General features: G+C 65.9%; 17 protein-coding genes. 9 read left to right on the top strand and 8 right to left on the bottom strand.

Annotated features, from left to right (window positions below; genetic code table 11):
- The first annotated feature begins 248 nt into the window (after nt 1-248).
- Nucleotides 249-635, top strand: a complete 387-nt coding sequence (locus QRO95_RS04670; protein ID WP_285301780.1) for a VOC family protein — start codon at nt 249-251, stop codon at nt 633-635.
- A 36-nt stretch (nt 636-671) separates the two neighbouring features.
- Here QRO95_RS04670 and QRO95_RS04665 read toward each other — a convergent pair whose 3' ends face one another.
- From QRO95_RS04665 to pdhA, 5 genes are all read right to left on the bottom strand, one after another.
- Nucleotides 672-1655, bottom strand: a complete 984-nt coding sequence (locus tag QRO95_RS04665) for a hypothetical protein (protein WP_285301779.1) — start codon at nt 1653-1655, stop codon at nt 672-674.
- A gap of 235 nt (nt 1656-1890) precedes the next feature.
- Complete coding sequence (locus tag QRO95_RS04660; RefSeq protein WP_285301778.1) at nt 1891-3279, bottom strand: dihydrolipoamide acetyltransferase family protein; 1389 nt, start codon at nt 3277-3279, stop codon at nt 1891-1893.
- A complete protein-coding gene (locus QRO95_RS04655) occupies nt 3276-3629 on the bottom strand; it encodes an SH3 domain-containing protein (protein ID WP_005411349.1) in 354 nt (117 codons plus the stop codon). Before QRO95_RS04655 ends, QRO95_RS04660 begins: the two co-directional genes overlap by 4 nt.
- Nucleotide 3630: 1 nt before the next feature.
- Nucleotides 3631-4698: an alpha-ketoacid dehydrogenase subunit beta gene (locus tag QRO95_RS04650; RefSeq protein ID WP_019338598.1), complete on the bottom strand. Its 1068-nt coding sequence runs from the start codon at nt 4696-4698 to the stop codon at nt 3631-3633.
- Complete coding sequence (gene pdhA / locus QRO95_RS04645; protein WP_285301776.1) at nt 4691-5773, bottom strand: pyruvate dehydrogenase (acetyl-transferring) E1 component subunit alpha; 1083 nt, start codon at nt 5771-5773, stop codon at nt 4691-4693. Before pdhA ends, QRO95_RS04650 begins: the two co-directional genes overlap by 8 nt.
- A 335-nt stretch (nt 5774-6108) precedes the next feature.
- On the opposite strand from pdhA, the gene QRO95_RS04640 reads away from it, so the two are divergent.
- The 4 genes from QRO95_RS04640 to QRO95_RS04625 all read left to right on the top strand — a co-directional run bounded on the left by QRO95_RS04640 (nt 6109) and on the right by QRO95_RS04625 (nt 10599).
- Complete coding sequence (locus QRO95_RS04640; RefSeq protein WP_121504224.1) at nt 6109-6984, top strand: tryptophan 2,3-dioxygenase; 876 nt, start codon at nt 6109-6111, stop codon at nt 6982-6984.
- A 181-nt stretch (nt 6985-7165) separates the two neighbouring features.
- Complete coding sequence (locus tag QRO95_RS04635) at nt 7166-8665, top strand: peptide MFS transporter (RefSeq protein ID WP_032127146.1); 1500 nt, start codon at nt 7166-7168, stop codon at nt 8663-8665.
- A gap of 19 nt (nt 8666-8684) precedes the next feature.
- Nucleotides 8685-9293, top strand: a complete 609-nt coding sequence (locus QRO95_RS04630; RefSeq protein WP_285301774.1) for a thioredoxin family protein — start codon at nt 8685-8687, stop codon at nt 9291-9293.
- Between the two features lie 166 nt (nt 9294-9459).
- Nucleotides 9460-10599: a hypothetical protein gene (locus QRO95_RS04625; RefSeq protein ID WP_285301773.1), complete on the top strand. Its 1140-nt coding sequence runs from the start codon at nt 9460-9462 to the stop codon at nt 10597-10599.
- A gap of 31 nt (nt 10600-10630) precedes the next feature.
- On the opposite strand, the gene QRO95_RS04620 is transcribed toward QRO95_RS04625, so the two are convergent.
- The gene (locus tag QRO95_RS04620) at nt 10631-11686 is read right to left on the bottom strand and encodes a YhcG family protein (protein WP_285301771.1); all 1056 of its coding nucleotides are present in this window, start codon (nt 11684-11686) and stop codon (nt 10631-10633) included.
- A gap of 380 nt (nt 11687-12066) precedes the next feature.
- The gene (locus tag QRO95_RS04615) at nt 12067-12624 is read right to left on the bottom strand and encodes a MarR family winged helix-turn-helix transcriptional regulator (RefSeq protein ID WP_005411341.1); all 558 of its coding nucleotides are present in this window, start codon (nt 12622-12624) and stop codon (nt 12067-12069) included.
- Nucleotides 12625-12690: 66 nt separating this feature from the next.
- Here QRO95_RS04615 and hppD point away from each other — a divergent pair, with 66 nt between their 5' ends.
- Together hppD and hmgA are read left to right on the top strand one after the other, a co-directional pair.
- A complete protein-coding gene (gene hppD, locus QRO95_RS04610) occupies nt 12691-13803 on the top strand; it encodes a 4-hydroxyphenylpyruvate dioxygenase (RefSeq protein ID WP_176433087.1) in 1113 nt (370 codons plus the stop codon).
- Nucleotides 13804-13906: 103 nt separating this feature from the next.
- Nucleotides 13907-15205 carry a homogentisate 1,2-dioxygenase gene (gene hmgA / locus QRO95_RS04605; protein ID WP_285301770.1) on the top strand — a complete coding sequence of 433 codons (1299 nt, stop codon included), beginning with the start codon at nt 13907-13909 and terminating at the stop codon, nt 15203-15205.
- An 84-nt stretch (nt 15206-15289) separates the two neighbouring features.
- Here the strand turns inward: hmgA and QRO95_RS04600 are convergent, their stop codons facing one another.
- Nucleotides 15290-15823 carry a hypothetical protein gene (locus QRO95_RS04600; RefSeq protein WP_121504228.1) on the bottom strand — a complete coding sequence of 178 codons (534 nt, stop codon included), beginning with the start codon at nt 15821-15823 and terminating at the stop codon, nt 15290-15292.
- A 125-nt stretch (nt 15824-15948) separates the two neighbouring features.
- On the opposite strand from QRO95_RS04600, the gene QRO95_RS04595 reads away from it, so the two are divergent.
- Nucleotides 15949-16602, top strand: coding sequence for a hypothetical protein (locus QRO95_RS04595; RefSeq protein ID WP_049401679.1), 654 nt, complete (start codon nt 15949-15951; stop codon nt 16600-16602).
- Nucleotides 16603-16675: 73 nt separating this feature from the next.
- Nucleotides 16676-17641: a sodium:calcium antiporter gene (locus QRO95_RS04590; RefSeq protein ID WP_180838409.1), complete on the top strand. Its 966-nt coding sequence runs from the start codon at nt 16676-16678 to the stop codon at nt 17639-17641.
- Nucleotides 17642-17762 lie beyond the last annotated feature (121 nt).

Raw genomic sequence — 17762 nt, 5'->3', positions numbered from 1 at the left:
AGAGGTCGAGCTTGCTCGACCGCCTTTGATCTTCGCGAACAGCAGTCGAGCAAGCTCGACATCTACCAGAGCAACGGCAACAGCAGTCGAGCAAGCTCGACATCTACCAGGGCAAGGGCAACAGCAGTCGAGCAAGCTCGACATCTACCAGGGCAAGGGCAACAGCGGTCGAGCAAGCTCGACGCTACTGACAGAATCTGTCAGCAGGGCCGTACCACCATGATTGCTCCCAACAACGGAGCTTCCCCATGTTCACGCCCAGCACCCTGCTGCAGTACGTGCGCGACGTCGCCACCAGCGCCACCTTCTACAGTGGGATTCTCGGCAAGCCACCGGTCGAGCAGTCGCCCGGTTTCGCCCTGTTCCTGCTCGGCGATGGCGCCGCACTGGGCCTGTGGCAACGCGACGACGTGCAGCCACCTGTGTCTGCGCAGGCCGGTGCCGCCGAACTGGCGATGGTGGTCGCCAACCCGGAGGCCGTGCAGCAGATGCACGATGCGTGGCGCGGGCTCGGCGTGTGGATTCTGCAGGCACCGGTGACCCTGGAATTCGGCCACACCTTCGTCGGTGCCGATCCGGATGGCCATCGCCTGCGTGTCTATAGCCGCGCCGAGGGCATGGTCGCGCGGAACTGATCAAGGGAGGGGGCCGGCACTTGCTGGCTCCTGGACCTACCCTTGCTTCTGCGCTGCTTCGATGACGATTGAGAATGTCTCGTCGTCTTCCGAATCCCGCTCAATGGCCAGCTGGGCCAGCTCTCCGACCACATCGCGGCCGGGATTGCACCGCCTGAGTTCCTTGATGAACTGCCGTATCTGACGGGGCGTCAGTTCACAACCTGGATAATCAAACAGATTGAGCGCGGCATCTGAAGAACGGCCCAGCAGTTCAGGTGCGAGGATGGAATAGGCTTTGATGTAGCGGGAGAACGGAATATCCGAAAGGAAGTTGTCCGTTGCAGTCATGATCGACGCATCATGTGGTGGGTCGCGAAGAAATTCCCTCATGACTGCCAGGACGACTTCTACTGACGGTGGTTTCGTCAGTGGCCTGTAGAAGTGGTCGGCGTATGCACAGCAGCCTTCGTGGGTGACTGCAGCATCCGATAGCGTTGCCAGCGTTGAGATCCAGACGTCAGCGTCCAGCGGCGTAGCCGGTTCGGCGTCTCCTTGTTGATCGGTTTTGGCGATGAGTGCCCGGACGATGGGCTCGCCATTGCGCCATGACTGCAGACGAGAATCGATAATCGCGTAAACCTGCTCCTGCTTGTCCCACATGGCGTCCGGTGAAGGCATTTCGCTTTGCAGAAAAAGGGAGAAGAAATCCGAGGAATAGGGTGCGCGTTTGCAGAAGTAGCGAACGGTAAACTCCAGCAGTTCCGGGTCGAACGCCGCGCCGGGGATTTCGTCCTGAAAAGCAGCTTCGATGCATGCCAAGGCATCTTCCGGCGAAAGAGCGGCCGCCACCGCAGATCCGACAGATGCGTCAAGGAACGCGCTATTTCGGGAGAGCCAACGCAGGAAGATGATGTCCAGAACCCAACTCGTGCTCGATGGATCCTCATCTCTCGGCAGCAGTGTGCTGAACGGGGAGGCGCGGAAAAAATCATCAACCTTGTTCCGGATTTCTTCGAGTGTGGGTGGTGTCTCGAACATGGAAATTCGACGTCTGCAGAGAGGCTCAATGCTATCGAGCTACTCTTGGGAATCCATGCAACTATTCTCAAAATGCCCCCTTGCGCTCTCGCCCGACCGTCGGAGAGCCCAGTAGATCCACGTCCATGCGTAGATGGGGTGCGACGGAGCAGGCACAAAAAAACGCCGGGCATTGCCCGGCGTTTCTCCAATTCATGTGCCAACCAAGGTTGGCACCCACCGATAAGGTGGCCGATCAGCTGGCCAGGGCCAGGTCGTCCATCATCGCGCGCAGGAAGCGGGCCGCTTCACCACCGGTAGCCGCGCGGTGGTCGAAGGTGACCGACAGCGGGATCACCTTGTGCGCTTCCACGCCGCCCATCACCGGGGTCATCTGGTGGCGGGCACGGCCGGCACCGACGATAGCCACGCACGGCGGCACCACGACCGGGGTCGCGTAGCGGCCGGCGAACATGCCGAAATTGGACAACGAGATGGTGTAGCCGCTCAGTTCCGAGGCGGCGATCGAACGCGATTCGACCTGCTCGCGCAGGCGGTTGACGCCTTCACGGATGCCGCGTGCGTCGAGCATGTCGGCGTTGCGCAGTGCTGGCACGAACAGGCCGTCGTCGGTGTCCACGGCGATGCCGATGTCCACCTGCGCGTGCAGGGTGCGGGTCAGCGCTTCACCGTCGAACCAGGCGTTCATCGCCGGCACCTTCTGCGCGGCGACCACGATCGAACGCACCAGGCGCGCGGTGACGTCGTTGCCCGGCAGCCAGGCGTGGATGTCGGCATCGTCGTTCAGCGTGGTCGGCACGACCTTGCTGTGCGCATCGGCCATCACGCGCGCCATGTTGCGGCGAACGCCCTTCAGCGGTTCCGGCTGGCCCTTGGCGACCACGCCCGGCGGCTGGGTGCGCATCGGCTTGCCGGCGGCGGACAGCGGGGTGCGGGCTTCGCTCTGCACCGTGGCAGACACCTGCGCCGGGGCCGGCGCGGCATAGGCGGCGGCAGCGGCCGGGGCCGGAGCGGCGCCGATCTTGGCGGTGCCGTTGGCGGCGGCCTGCTTGACGTCGGCCATGGTCACCGCGCCATCGGTGCCGGTAGCGGCCACGCGGCTCAGATCGACGCCCAGCTTGCGCGCCATCGCACGCACGGCCGGCACGGCCTTGACGCCACCGACGGCCAGCGCCTGTTCGGCGTGCACGGCATTGGAGCTCTGCATCGCGCCGACCACGGTACCGGCGTCATCACGCTCGGCGGCGGCGGGCTTGGCGGCTTCGGCGGCCACCGGTGCAGCGGCGGCCGGCAGCGGCGGCGGGGTCGGTGCGGCGGCCGGTGCAGCGTGGCCATGGCTGTGGCCGGTGTCCTGGCCATCGGCACGCTGCGGCAGGTTCGGGTCCAGTTCGAAGCTGGCCAGCACCGATCCGGTCGGGATGATGTCGCCGGCAGCGCCGGACAGCTTCAGCACCTTGCCGGAGAACGGCGACGGCACTTCGACGACGGCCTTGGCGGTCTCCATCGAGACCAGCGGCTCGTCCAGCTTGATCACATCGCCTTCCTTGACGAACCACTCGACGATGGTCGCGTCCGGCAGGCCTTCGCCCAGGTCGGGCAGGTTGAAGTTCTTGGTCTGGCTCATTTGCAGTTCTCTTCCAGCAGTTCCAGTTCGCGGGCCGGCAGCCAACCCGTCGCGCCATTGGCGCGCTCGGACCACCACCACCCGCCGTGTTCGTGATGAAGCTTCACCATCTCGCCGCTTTCCACATCCAGCTCGCGGGCGTCGTAGTCGCACAGCGCTTCGGCGCGACCCTCGTCCAGCAGCTGCAACCAGGCGATGGGCGCCCATCCAGCGCGCCCATCGTTGGTGCGTACCCAGGCAAACGCCGGCCATTCCTCGTCACGGACACCTACTTCGACGATCTGGCCGGTGTGGAACCGGAGCGGGTTGGGATACTGGCTGCGGTAAGCCCCCAGAAGGCGGGCCCGCATGTCAGCCGGCCGCCACCGCGCGCTTGGCCGCAGCCACGATCCGCTCAACGCTCGGCAGGTACTTCATTTCCAGGCGGAACAGCGGAATGTGGGTGTCGTAGCCAGTGACGCGCTCGACCGGGGCCAGCAGGTCGTAGATCGATTCCTCGGCCAGACGCGCAGCGATTTCGGCGCCGAAGCCCGCGGTCTTCGGGGCCTCCTGCACGATCACGCAGCGGCCGGTCTTGGCCACCGATTCGGCGATGGTGGCGAAGTCCAGCGGACGCAGCGTGGCCACGTCGATGACTTCGGCACTGATGCCTTCACCGGCCAGCTTGTCGGCCGCTTCCAGCGCTTCCTTCACCTGCGCGCCCCAGGTCACCAGGGTCACATCGGTGCCATCGCGCAGCACGAAGCAGACGTCCAGCGGCAAGGCTTCGCCGTCGTTGACGACCACTTCCTTGTACTGGCGGTAGATGCGCTTGGGCTCCATGTAGATCACCGGATCCGGCTCGCGGATCGCGGCCAGCAGCAGGCCGTAGGCGCGCTGCGGCGACGACGGCAGCACCACGCGCAGGCCCGGCACGTTGGTGAAGATCGCCTCGTTGGCTTCGCTGTGGTGTTCCGGTGCGCGGATGCCACCGCCCCACGGCACGCGCAGCACCATCGGGCAGTGCAGGCGGCCACGCGTGCGGTAACGCAGGCGGGCGGCGTGGCAGACGATATGGTCGACCATCGGGTACATGAAACCGTCGAACTGGGCCTCGGCCACCGGCTTCATGCCCTGTGCCGCCAGACCGATGGTCAGGCCGGCGATGGTGGTTTCATCCAGCGGGGTGTCGAGGATGCGTTCGGAGCCGAAGCGCTGCTGCAGGCCGGCGGTGGCGCGGAACACACCGCCGTTGACGCCCACGTCCTCGCCCAGCACCAGCACCGACGGATCGTGCTCCAGCTCCCAGGCCAGTGCCTGGGTGATGGCTTCGATCAGGGTGATGGGGGTGGTGGTCATGCTCTCTTCTCCGCGCGCGACGGCGGCGCTGTCGGCGGCGTTGGTGTGCGCGCCGGGCGCGCCGTTCTTGATCTCATCCATGGCGCTTCTCCAGGGCGATCGCCTGGGCACGCTGGGCCAGCAGGTCCTGCGGCGGATCGGCGTAGAGGAAATCGAACATCGCCTCGACCGGCTGCACCGGCGTGTTGAGGTACAGGTTCACTTCCTCGTCCACGCGCGCGCCGCATTCGGCGACCCAAGCAGTTTCCTCTTCTTCGCTCCACACACCGGCGTTGATCAGGTACTTGCGCAGGCGCAGCATCGGCTCGCGCTGCCAGGCATCCTTCACTTCGGCGTCGTCGCGGTAGCGGCGCGCGTCATCGGCGGTGGTGTGGTCGGACAGGCGGTAGGTCATCAGTTCCAGCACGGTGCCACCGTTGCCGGCCAGCGCACGTTCGCGTGCCTGCTCCATTGCCGCCAGCACTGCGATCAGGTCGTTGCCGTCCACCTGCAGGCAGTGCAGGCCGCCGGCCAGGCCCTTCTGCGCCAGCGTTTCGGCACCGGTCTGGGCCGAACGCGGAACCGAGATGGCCCAGCCGTTGTTGACGATGCACAGGATCAGCGGCAGCTTGTAGGCGCCGGCCGAATTCAGGGCCGCGTAGAAGTCGGTCTTGGAGCTGCCGCCGTCGCCACACACGGCCACCGCGATCTGCGGTTCCTTGTTGAGCTTGAACTTCAGCGCCGCGCCTGCGGCATGCAGGCACTGGGTGGAGATCGGCACGCAGAACGGGAAGTCCTTGGCCGCGTTGCCGCCATAATCGTTGCCGCGTTCGTCGCCGCCCCAGTACATCAGCACGTCGTGCGGGCGCACGCCACGCATGAACATCGCGCCATACTCGCGGTACGAAGGTGCGAATACGTCGTCCTTCTGCATCGCAGCGCCGATACCCACGTGCGCGGCTTCGTGGCCCAGGCAGGCGGCATAGGTGCCGAGCTTGCCGGTGCGCTGCAGCGCAATGGATTTGCTGTCGAACGTACGTACGAACAGCATCTGCTTGAACAGCGGTACCAGGACCTTGGGGTCGCGCAGCGACGCGGGCAGGTCATCGCGGACGAGCTTGCCGTCCGTATCCAGGTACTGCAGGTATTCGATCTTGAATTCAGCGGCAACCGTCATTGCGTACTGCACCTTCGACAGAGAAGTTACAAATGATATGAATCGCCATGTTAAGGAACGCGTACGGAATAGCCTTCCTGCGCCGCAACACGGCGATTCCCCGTTTTACCCCTGCCGGCGGGTGGGGGGCCAATAACAACAACGTATTCAGTCGTTGCTGCAAAGCATCAGAATACGCCTCTGGCTGACCGCCAGTACAACGGCGCGGACGGTTCCACGCGCAGCCCCGGCATCGGCCGATGCTCCACGACCAACCGCACGCCCCGGTATGGACCCGGCGGCTGCCAGCGCGGCGGCAACGCGCTACCCTTGCCGCCCCCGATCTGGTCCCGCCCATGTCCGTCGACAACAACCAACGCGATCTCGAAGCCGGCATCCACACCGACCTGCAGGGGCGGCTGACCTATGGCGGCTACCTGCGGCTGGACCAGCTGCTCAGCGCGCAGCAGCCGTTGTCCAACCCGCCGCACCATGACGAGATGCTCTTCATCATCCAGCACCAGACCTCGGAGCTGTGGCTGAAGCTGCTTGGCCACGAACTGCGTGCCGCAATCGGCTTCCTGCAGCGTGATGAAGTCTGGCAGTGCCGCAAGGTGCTGGCGCGCAGCAAGCAGGTGCTGCGCCAGCTGACCGAGCAGTGGTCGGTACTGGAAACGCTGACCCCGTCCGAGTACATGGGCTTCCGCGACGTGCTGGGCCCGTCGTCGGGCTTCCAGTCGCTGCAGTACCGCTACATCGAGTTCCTGCTGGGCAACAAGAACGCACAGATGCTGCAGGTGTTCGAGCACGATGCGGCCGGGCAGGCGCAGCTGCGCACCGTGCTGGAGGCGCCCAGCCTGTACGAGGAATTCCTGAAATACCTGGCCCGCTTCGGCCATGCCGTCCCGGCGGTGTACGAGGCCCACGACTGGACCCAGCCGCATGTGGCCGATGACGCACTGCAGCCGGTCTTCGAACGCATCTACCAGGACACCGACCGCTACTGGCGCGAGTATTCGCTGTGCGAGGACCTGGTGGACCTGGAGACCGCGTTCCAGCTGTGGCGATTCCGACACATGCGCACCGTGATGCGGGTGATCGGCTTCAAGCGCGGCACGGGCGGCTCGTCCGGCGTGGGCTTCCTGGCCAAGGCGCTGGAACTGACCTTCTTCCCTGAACTGTTCCAGGTGCGGACCAGCCTGCAGGCCGGGCCCCCGGCAGAACAGGGCTGATCCGTATTCAGCTTGGATCCCGGCCGGCGGCTGGATCGTTTCAGATGCAAGTTCAGGGAGCAGGCTGGCACCTGCCTCAAACGGCGTGTATTTGACGTGAACGCCAGAAGTCGGTGATCCTCGCGCGTTGCTCCAACTGCACATCGGACGTGCTCGTCATCCACCGAACCAGGAAATCCGCATGAGCGTAAACGCCACTGCGAACACCCCAGAGCCGGCGCTGCCGGACTTCAAGACCACGCTGGGCCACCCGCGCCCGTTGTGGATGCTGTTCATGACCGAGTTCTGGGAGCGCTTTGCGTTCTACGGCATCCGCTGGGCCTTGGTGCTGTACATCGTCGCCCAGTTCTACAACGGCAGCGCTGCCGGTGAAGGCGACGCCAGCCGCATCTACGGCGCCTACCTGGCCCTGGTGTATGCCGCAGCGATCTTCGGTGGCTACGTGGCCGACCGGGTACTGGGTTACCAGCGATCGATCCTGACCGGCGCGATCATCATGGCCGCCGGCCTGTTCATGATCTCGCTGCCGCAGGAGCACATCTTCAAGCTCGGCCTGGCCACGATCATCGTCGGCAACGGCCTGTTCAAGCCCAACATCTCGACCATGGTCGGCAAGCTGTACGGCCTGAAGGACGAGCGCCGCGATTCGGGCTTCACCATCTTCTACATGGGCATCAACATCGGCGCGATGATCGCCCCGGTGCTGACCGAGTACCTGGCCCGCAAGGTCTTCGGTACCGACGCGATGCCGTCCTACAAGGTCGTGTTCATCGCCTCGGGCGTGGGCATGCTGATCTCGCTGGTGTGGTTCTACATCGGTCGCGCCGGCCTGAAGGGCATCGGTGCACCGCCGGCCGGCGCTGAAGGCTTCGGCCGCATCATCATGGTGCTGGCCGGTGCCGTGGTCGCCATCCCGGTCGCCTACTTCCTGCTGGCCACCGGCGCCACCGCACTGGCCTGGATCCTGGGCGCGATGTTCACCGCGCTGGCCATCCTGCTGCTGGTCGAGGGCATCCGCGAGGGCAAGGTGCAGCGCGACCGCGTGATCGCGATGCTGATCATCTTCGCCTTCAACGTGATGTTCTGGATGTTCTTCGAGCAGGCCGGCAGCTCGTTCACCTTCCTGGCCGAGAACATCGTCAACCGCCAGATGGGTGACTGGACCTTCCCGACCGCGTGGTTCCAGTCGGTCAACTCGGTGGCCATCATCACCCTGGCGCCGATCATCGCCTGGATCTGGGTGGCCCTGGGCCGCGCCAACCCGTCCATTCCGCGCAAGTTCGGCCTGGGCCTGCTGTTCAACGGCGCCGCCTTCGCCCTGCTGATGTACGCGCTGTCGCAGATGGTCGTGGACGGCAAGATCCCGTTCTGGACCCTGTTCATGGTCTACGTCATCCAGTCGGTGGGTGAGCTGTGCCTGTCGCCGATCGGCCTGTCGATGGTGACCAAGCTGGCCCCGGTGCGCCTGGTCGGCTTCGGCATGGGTGGCTGGTTCCTGTCCACCGGCATCGGCAACAACCTGTCGGGCATCTTCGCTGGCGTGGTCAGTGGTGAAGGCGGCATGACGGTCGAGTCGGCCCTGAAGGGGTATACCTTCGGGTTCTGGGCCCTGATCGGCTCCGGCGTGGTGCTGTTCCTGGTGGCCCCGCTGATCAACAAGCTGATGCACGGCGTCAAATGATGATGAGAGGGTAGTAGGCATGCGCAGCAAGCTCGGTGGTGCAGTGGTGGTGGTCTGTGTGGCGCTGATCGGCGCCTGTTCCCAACCGCAACCGCCTGCCGCCGCCGCCGAGCCTACGCAGCCTCTGGATACCCGACCCACCGAGCCACCGGTCGCTGACCCCAGCGAACCGGTGGCCTCGGGCAACACCCCGGTGGCGGCGGACATCGCCGCCATCGCAGGGCTCGGCGCGCAGTTCGACCCGGCCCGCAACCCCGCCGACGATCTGGCCACCGCCAAGGTGGAAGCCCAGCGCGGCAAGAAGCGCATCCTGCTCGAGGTCGGCAACGCCGCCTGTGAGCGCTGCCGGGCGCTGGACGAGGTGGTGGAAGGCAACGGCGACCTGCGCCGCTTCCGCGATGCCCACTACGTGTGGGTGAAGGTCAACGCCAGCGACGAACAGCCCAACACCGCTTTCTTCGCCCAGTTCCCGATGATGGAACGCGACTACCCGTACCTGCTGGTACTCGATGCCGATGGCGGACTGCTGGTGTCGCAGGCGACCGGCGAGCTGCGCAAGGGCGAAGCCTTCCAGCCCGCGCGCGTGACCGCGTTCCTCAAGCAGTGGGCACCTGACAAACCGGAATAGGGTAGTGCCGGCCGCTGGCCGGCACAGAGGTGCATCCACGCCTGGCGCGGCTCTACTGTGGGTGCGGTCACACTCTCTGAAACGGCGTCTCAACTTCACCGCACGTACGCCGTTACCGGCAAGGACCTCAGTCGACATCCCGTCGATGCAACCTTCCGGAACGCCCATGCACAGCGACCACGCCGAACGACTGCCCGAACCTGCCAGCGACCTGGCCGAGGCTGGGGCAGGCGAGGGCGTGACCCTGCCGCCGCAGGAGGCGTTGCTGGATGACGCCGGTACCGGCGAGGACACCGTTGAACTGGCACCGCCGCGTCACCGCCTGCCGCAGATCGCGCTGCCCGACAACGTGGTGCTGAAGGGGGCGGTGCAGAAACTGGTCGAGCAGAAATCACGGCTCGATGCATTGGCCGCCGACGGCCAGCTGGCCGGGCTGCTGCCGCCGGAATGGCAGGGCCAAGGCGTGCGTGCGATCGAACTGTCCACGTTCATCCAGGGCGTGCTGCCGTTCCTGCAGCCGGGCGAACGCGGCGAAACCGCGTCGGCGCGCCTGCCGGTGCGCCACGTGCTGGGTGACGACAGCCGCTGGGGCCTGGAGGACGTCTCTGAACCAAAGTCGCTGGCCTGGTACCTGGCCAGCGACGAGCGCGCCACCGCCGGCAGCAAGGACGTGGCGGAGGCCTATCTGGTGGGTGCATTGGGGCTGGCGTGGATGCAGGAAGGGCGCAGCCGCCCCGGCTTCCTGCGCGCGATGGGCCAGGAGAGCCTGGCCGCGCGGGTGACCATGCTCGGCTACCCGCCGGCCAACGAACTGGCGCTGTACAGCGTCACCGCGCACGGCCAGCCGCAGATCTGGTGCGTGCATGGCCGCCGCCGCATGCGCCCGCTGGTGGCGCCGTGGCTGAGCGTGCCGCTGCTGACCGCCTACGGCGTGCCGGCACCGGTCGCGTGGCCGTCCAGTTTCCCGCCGGTGGAGGCGGTGGCCGAACTGCTGGCGACCGCACGGCATGGGCGCGCGCTGCCGGAAGTGGACCTGGGCAAGGTCGTGGCGAAGATCGCCGAAGACACCGCATCCGACGCCTGGCAGCCGGTCAGCCTGCTGCAGCTCAACACCTGGTCACCGCGTTGGCACTTCTTCCTGGGCACCTTCGTCGGCCTGCCGTCGCTGCTGCTGGTGGCTGCTGCGCTGGCGCTGCCGGGCGCGGTCGAAGCGGCCACGGTTGCCGCCTCGCTCGGCTTCGCCGGGGGGGCCATCGCTGCGCTGGCGGTGCCGTGGATCCATGCGCGGCGCAAGCATCTGAGCTGAAGCATGAGCGCCATCCACGCGCGGCGTGGATCTACAGGGGGCCGGGTGCCGCAGTCTGCAGCTGTTGCCGGGCCCGCTCCATGGCGGTCTGCAGTCTTTGCTTGAGGACCTCACGAGAGGGCAGCGTGGTCAGGTACTCCGCAACATGGATGCCTGAGCGATCCAGCTCCAGCAATTCGATCTGACCCACCTTCTTCCCCGTGCAGAGGATGATGCCCAACGGCGCCTGCTCGCCGTCCTCACGTTCGTAGCGGTCCAGCCAGCGCAGGTAGAGTTCCATCTGCCCTTTATAGGCGGGCTTGAACTCGCCGATCTTCAGCTCGATGGCGATCAGCCTGCGCAGGCGCCGGTTGTAGAACAGCAGGTCAAGGTGGAAGTCATCGCCGTCGATCTGGATGCGCTTCTGGCGGGCGACGAAACTGAAGCCCGTGCCAAGTTCGAGCAGGAAGCCCTGCATCTCGCGAAGGATCGCGCTTTCAAGGTCCTGCTCGTCCCAGCTGTCCTTCAGGCCAAGAAAATCCAGGACGTAGGGATCACGCAGTACCAGCCCTGGAGACAGCTGCTGGTTGCCACGCAGTGCCGCCAACTCATCGGCGATGGTCTGCTCGGGTTGACTGGAAAGCGCCGTGCGCTCGTACAACATCGAATCGATGCGCTGGCGCAGCATGCGCACACTCCAGCCCTCGGTGGCGGCCATCTGCGCATAGAAGTCACGCTTGAGCGGATCCGCCAGGGGGATCAGTGCGATGAAGTGGGTCCAGCTCAATTGTCGTATCAGCGATACGACAATCTGCTCGTCCGCAAATGCGGTGGAGAACTGCACCATCCGGCGCAGGCTCTTTTCACCGAAGGAGGTACCGAATTCGGTCGTCAGCGCCTTGGCTATCCGGGTGAAGACAAGCTCTCCGTAGCGGGCCCGTCGGCCCCTCAACTGATCAGCGTGGATGCGCCGCCCGATCCGCCAGTACAACAGCGTGAGCTCGCTGTTGATGGTTCTGTGCATCCTGTTGCGCGCCGCGCAGATCAGCTCTCTGAGATCGGCCAGCAATTCCTGGCCATGCGGCAGCGTTGAATGCGAGTCATCCATGAGGGGGCCCGTCCGATGTGGATCCATGGCCGGGCTGATACCCGTTGAACGTTTACCGTCAGGCCGCACACGTGAGCAGTCCAATAGGAGAATTCACTGGATCAGCCCGTTTCGATACACCAGCCTGGCGGAAACGGGCCGTATCGGGCCAATGCGGAAATGTCGCCGGGCGAGGGCGACACTTCAGGACGGGACCTGCGGGGGGTAATGCGTCCGATGGCATCGTTTGCGGTCGGTCCGCAGTCCGCCAAAGAGCGGGTCCCGTCAGATCAAAGGGGGCGGACGACAATCGCCCAGCCACTGTTCCGCTGCCGGTCGGGGTCGGAACCCGCGATCTGGGGGGCCAAAACGACTTAATCCCCTCCGTCCCCTTTTTTCTTTCAGACCCCTTCGCCCATCCGCTCCAGGCCTTCGCCGGCCAGGCGGAGGATCAGTTTTTCCAGCACCTGCTCTTCCTCTTCGCTCAGCACCGACATCAGTTTGCGGGTGATCTCGATCACCATTGGCGCGATGGTCTCGTACACCTCGAAGCCGGCCGCCGACAGCGCCAACACCGAGCGACGGCGGTCGTCGCCGTGGGTCTCGCGCTTGATGAAGCCACGCTCCAGCAGGCGGGCCACGGCGCGGCTGACCGCCACCTTGTCCATTGCCGTGCGGTCGGAGACCTCGCTGGCCGAGGAGCCCGGGTACAGCGCCAGGATGGTGATCACCCGCCACTCGGGGATCGCCAGACCGTAACGATCGCCGTATAGCTTGGCGATGTTGCCGCTGACCCGGTTGGACAGCACGCTCAGCCGGTACGGCAGGAACTGTTCCAGGTCGAGCAGGACGTGCGAGGAACGCAGGCGGGTCGAAACGGGATCGGCGGGGCTCATGTTGCGGTGCACCTTGCTGGTGGTTTCAAGTGTAACTATAAGGGGTAGGTCCAGACCCTGCATTCTCGCCGGGTCCCTACCTGCCCGCACCTGGTTTGTACCGATGCGGTACCGATTCGGAGCCACGCCATGAATACCGCAGTCCCGACCGCCTCGCACCCCAACCCCGGCATGCAGGTCACCACCTTCGAGAACCCGATGGGCATCGACGGCTTCGAGTTCGTCGAATTCGCCGCCCCGGCCGGCCGTGGCCAGGAGCTGCACGAGTACTTCCGGAAGATGGGCTTCAGCGCGGTGCTCAAGCACAAGCAGCGTCCGATTACCGTCTATCGCCAGGGCGACGTCAACTTCCTGGTCAACGAAGACCCCGATTCGTTCGCTTCGGACTTCGCCGAAAAGCACGGCCCGTGCGCCTGCGGCTTCGCCATCCGCTTCAAGAAGCCGGGCCAGGAGGTCTACCAGACCGCGCTGGGCAACGGCGCCGAAGCCATCGCCTTCAAGCCGGACAGCAAGGCGGTCAGCGCGCCGGTCATCAAGGGCATCGGCGACTGCATGCTGTACCTGGTCGACCGCTACGGCAGCGCTGGCAGCATCTTCGACGGCGACTACGAGCCGATCGCCGGTGCCGACCTGCACCCGGTGGGCTTCGGCCTGACCTTCATCGACCACCTGACCCACAACCTGTACTTCGGCAACATGCAGCAGTGGTCGGACTACTACGAACGCCTGTTCAACTTCCGCGAGATCCGCTACTTCGACATCAAGGGCCTGAAGACCGGCCTGGTGTCCAAGGCGATGACCGCGCCGGACGGCATCGTGCGCATTCCGCTGAATGAATCGTCCGACCCGAAGAGCCAGATCAACGAGTACCTGGACGCGTACAAGGGCGAGGGCATCCAGCACATCGCCTGCTTCACCGAGAACATCTACGAGACCGTCGAAGCGATGCGCGCGCAGGGCGTGGACTTCCTCGACACGCCGGAGACCTACTTCGACGTGATCGACCAGCGCGTGCCGAACCACGGTGAAGACGTGGCGCGCCTGGCCAAGAACAAGATCCTGATCGATGCCGATCCGGAAACCCACCAGCGCAAGCTACTGCAGATCTTCACCCAGAACTGCATCGGCCCGATCTTCTTCGAGATCATCCAGCGCAAGGGCAACGAAGGCTTCGGCGAAGGCAACTTCACCGCGCTGTTCGAAAGCATCGAGCGCGACCAGATCCGCCGCGGCGTACTGTAACGTTCAACGGTAGCGCCGGGTCATGCCCGGCGCCTGCTCATCTGTAGAGCCGAGCCATGCTCGGCTGCTTTCCGTTCCGGTCTCGCCGTACCCAGGAGCCCCCATGTCCACCGCCATCACCGCCCGCGGCTACCAGTCCGGTTTCGGCAACGAATTCGCCACCGAGGCCGTCGCCGGCGCGCTGCCGGTCGGGCAGAACTCGCCACAGAAGGTGGCCCACGGCCTGTACGCCGAACAGCTGACCGGCACCGCCTTCACCGCGCCGCGCGGCAGCAACCGCCGCAGCTGGCTGTACCGGATCCGCCCGGCGGTGACCCATGGCGAGTTCACCCCGTTCGCGCAGTCGCGGTTGCAGTGTGATTTCGGCGCACAGCCGGCCTCGCCGAACCAGCTGCGCTGGAGCCCGCTGCCGCTGCCGGAACTGCCGACCGACTTTGTCGAAGGCCTGTACACGATGGGTGGCAACGGCTCGCCCGACGCGCATGCCGGCGTGGGCATCCATCTGTATGCGGCCAACCGCGACATGGTCGGCCGCTACTTCTACGATGCCGATGGCGAGCTGCTGATCGTGCCGCAGCTGGGCGGCCTGCGCCTGCTGACCGAGCTGGGCGTGATCGAGATCGAGCCGCAGCAGATCGCGGTGATCCCGCGCGGCGTGCGCTTCCGCGTCGAACTGCCCGATGGCCCGAGCCGCGGCTATATCTGCGAAAACTACGGTGCGCTGCTGAAACTGCCGGACCTCGGTCCGATCGGGTCCAATGGCCTGGCCAACCCGCGCGACTTCGAAACTCCGCACGCGGCGTTCGAGGATATCGATGGTGATTTCGAGCTGATCGCCAAGTTCGAGGGCCGCCTGTGGCGCGCGCCGATCGACCACTCGCCGCTGGACGTGGTGGCCTGGCATGGCAATTACGCGCCGTACCGCTACGACCTGCGCCGCTTCAACACCATCGGTTCGATCAGCTACGACCACCCGGATCCGTCGATCTTCCTGGTGCTGCATTCGCCCAGCGACACGCCCGGCACCAGCAACATGGACTTCGCGATCTTCCCGCCACGCTGGCTGGTGGCGCAGAACACGTTCCGTCCGCCGTGGTTCCATCGCAACATCGCCAGCGAGTTCATGGGCCTGGTGCATGGCGCCTACGATGCCAAGGCCGAAGGCTTCGTGCCGGGTGGCGCATCGCTGCACAACTGCATGAGCGGCCACGGCCCGGACGCGCCGACCTTCGACAAGGCCTCCAATGCGGACCTGTCCAAGGCCGATGTGATCAAGGACACGATGGCTTTCATGTTCGAGACCCGCGCAGTGATCCGCCCGACCGCACAGGCGCTGGCCGCCGGCCATCGCCAGGGCGATTACCAGCAGTGCTGGAACGGCCTGCGCAACAACTTCCGCTGATCCGGAAAAGGGGACGGAGGAGATTAAGTCGCAAACAGCACACCTGTGTTCGAAACGACTTAATCCCCTCCGTCCCCTTTTTCTTCAGGCGGCCTCGACGAACGCGTCGCAATGCTCCAGCGGCAGCGCTTCCAGCAGGCGCTGGCGTACGCGCTGGCAATAGCCGTCCGAGGTCAGCCCGGGCAGCATCTGCATCGCCGACTGCAGCCGCTGCAGCACCTCGTCTTCCGCACGCGCCTGCTGCAGGTCGCGGAACAGTGCAGCCGCCTGCGGGTGGCGCTGCATCTCCAGGATGCCCAGCACATAGATGCGCGCGGCCACCAGCGAGCGGCGGCGTTCGACCGCGGGTGCAGCAAGTGCTGCAGGTGCGGCTGCCGGCGGTGTGGGCACCGGCGCTACCGCGGTTGCGGGCGACGGTGCTGGGACGCCAGTGCTCAGGTACCCCGCCTGCACAAGCTGGATGACCATCGCAGGTGCGTCCTGGCCGAGCAGGCCGGTCAGGTCGGCAATGGTGCGCTGGCCGTCGCACAGGATCAGCAGCCGTCGCTGGCGCATGTCCAGCGGCGCGCGGTGGGCCTGCAGCGCGGTTCGGGCGAGATCGGTCTTGCGCGGTTGCATGGAAGGGACGGCCAGATCGGTGCTCGCCGAGCCTGAACGAAGGCGATGAAACCGCGATGACAATGCAGCGCCTGCACACAGGATGGGCTAGCGTGCAGCCACCTTCGTGCCAGGGAACCGCACCGATGAAGCACCTTCCGCTTGCTGGTCTGTTGCTCCTTTCGCTCACCGCCTGCGGCGGCCAGGACAAACAGGGGGCGGCCGGCAGCGGCAGCGATACCCCGGCCGAAACCGCCTCGGCGACCGGGCCCGCGCAGTCGACGGATCCTGATCTGGCAGCCCGTCCAGCCAATGACCGCCGCGAGGACAGTCCCGCGCACCTGGAGGGCTTCGCCGGCGCGAAGCTGGGTGCCGGCATCGCTGAGGTCCGCAGTGGCTTCGGCGCGCCGTTGCAGGGGCTGGGCACCGATGCCAGTGGCAAACCGCTGCCGGTCGACGACAGCAACGATGGCTGCTATTTCCTGCGACCGCAGAATGCCGAAGACCCGCGCCTGATGATCGAGGGCCGCAAGCTGGTGCGCTACGACGTGCGCAGCGCCGCCATCATCGCACCGGGCGGCGGCAAGGTCGGCATGACCCTGGGCGAGCTGCAGGTGCTGTACCCCGAGCGCGGTGACGTCGGCCCCGACAAGTACGACGAGAAGGCCCAGCACCTGCGCGTGCGTCCGGCGCAGGAGGGTGGGGCGGTGATCGACTTCGCGCTCGGTGCGGACGGCCGGGTCGGCGCGTGGCGGGTCGGGCAGACCCCGCAGGTCGATTATGTGGAAGGCTGTGGCTGATCCTTGATCTACGGCCCAGCCATGCGCGCGGGGCCAGCGTAGAATCGCGCCACGACCGCTGGGGGAGTGCTCGATGATCGCCATTGCCATTGCCTGGTTCCTGCTCGGCCTGCTGTTGCTGGCGCTGGGCGGGGACTCCATCGTCAAGGCCGTGTCCGGCCTGGCGCAACGTTTCGGGGCCAGTCCGTTCACGGCTGGCCTGTTGCTGCTCGGCGTGACCACTTCGCTGCCGGAACTGGCGGTCAACGCGCGCGCGCTGGCGGTCGGTCAGCCGGAGCTGGCGCTGGGCAACGCGGTGGGCAGCAGCATCGTCAACCTGGGCCTGACCCTGGCCGTGGCGGCCATGGCTGTGCCACTGCTGCTGCGCGCGCGCCTGCAGACGGTGCTGTGGTGGTCGCTGCTGGCGGCCGGCGTGCTGCTGATCCTGTTCGGTCTTGATGGTGGCCTGGCGCGCTGGGAGGGCGGCGTGCTGCTGGCCGGCTTCATCGTGGTGCAGGTGCTGCTGCTGCGCCGTGGTCGCAGCGAGAGTGCGGAGGTGCAGGCAGCCATCGCCGAGTCCGCACTCAGCCGCACCAGCCTGCCGTTGAATGTACTGCGGGTGCTGATCGCCGCGCTGGCCCTGTACTGGGGCGCACGCCTGGTGGTGGGGGCCGCAGCGGACTTCGGTACTGCACTGGGTTGGACGCCGCTGCTGGTCGGTCTGCTGCCGGTCGCGATCGGTACCGCGCTGCCGGAGGTGGCAACCGCGATTGCTGCCGCACGCCGTGGTCATGGCGACATGGTGCTGGGCCACGTGCTGGGTTCCAGCGTGGTCAACCTGTTGCTGGTGATTGGTGCGATGGCCGTACTGCAGCCGCTGGCCCTGCCGGCCTCGTTCGTGCGCCTGGAACTGCCGGCGCTGCTGGCCTTCGCACTGGTGCTGTACCCCATGCTGCGCGGCGACCTGAAGATCAGCCGCGGCGAAGGCGCGATCCTGCTGGTCGCGTTCGCGGGCTGGTTCGTGCTGGAGCTGCTGCTGGTGGGCGCACCGGCGTTGTAGATCCACGCCATGCGTGGATGCGGTTGGTTCCGTGCCGACCAAGGTCGGCACCTACCGGTCACCTCGCCGATGATGCGGTAGCTGCCAACCTTGGTTGGCACTCAGGGAAACAAAGCGCCGA

Source organism: Stenotrophomonas maltophilia group sp. Smal13, assembly GCF_030236855.1.
Lineage (GTDB): Bacteria > Pseudomonadota > Gammaproteobacteria > Xanthomonadales > Xanthomonadaceae > Stenotrophomonas > Stenotrophomonas maltophilia_A.
The sequence above is the reverse complement of the archived record's forward strand: the minus strand, read 5'-3'. Positions and strand labels throughout refer to the sequence as shown.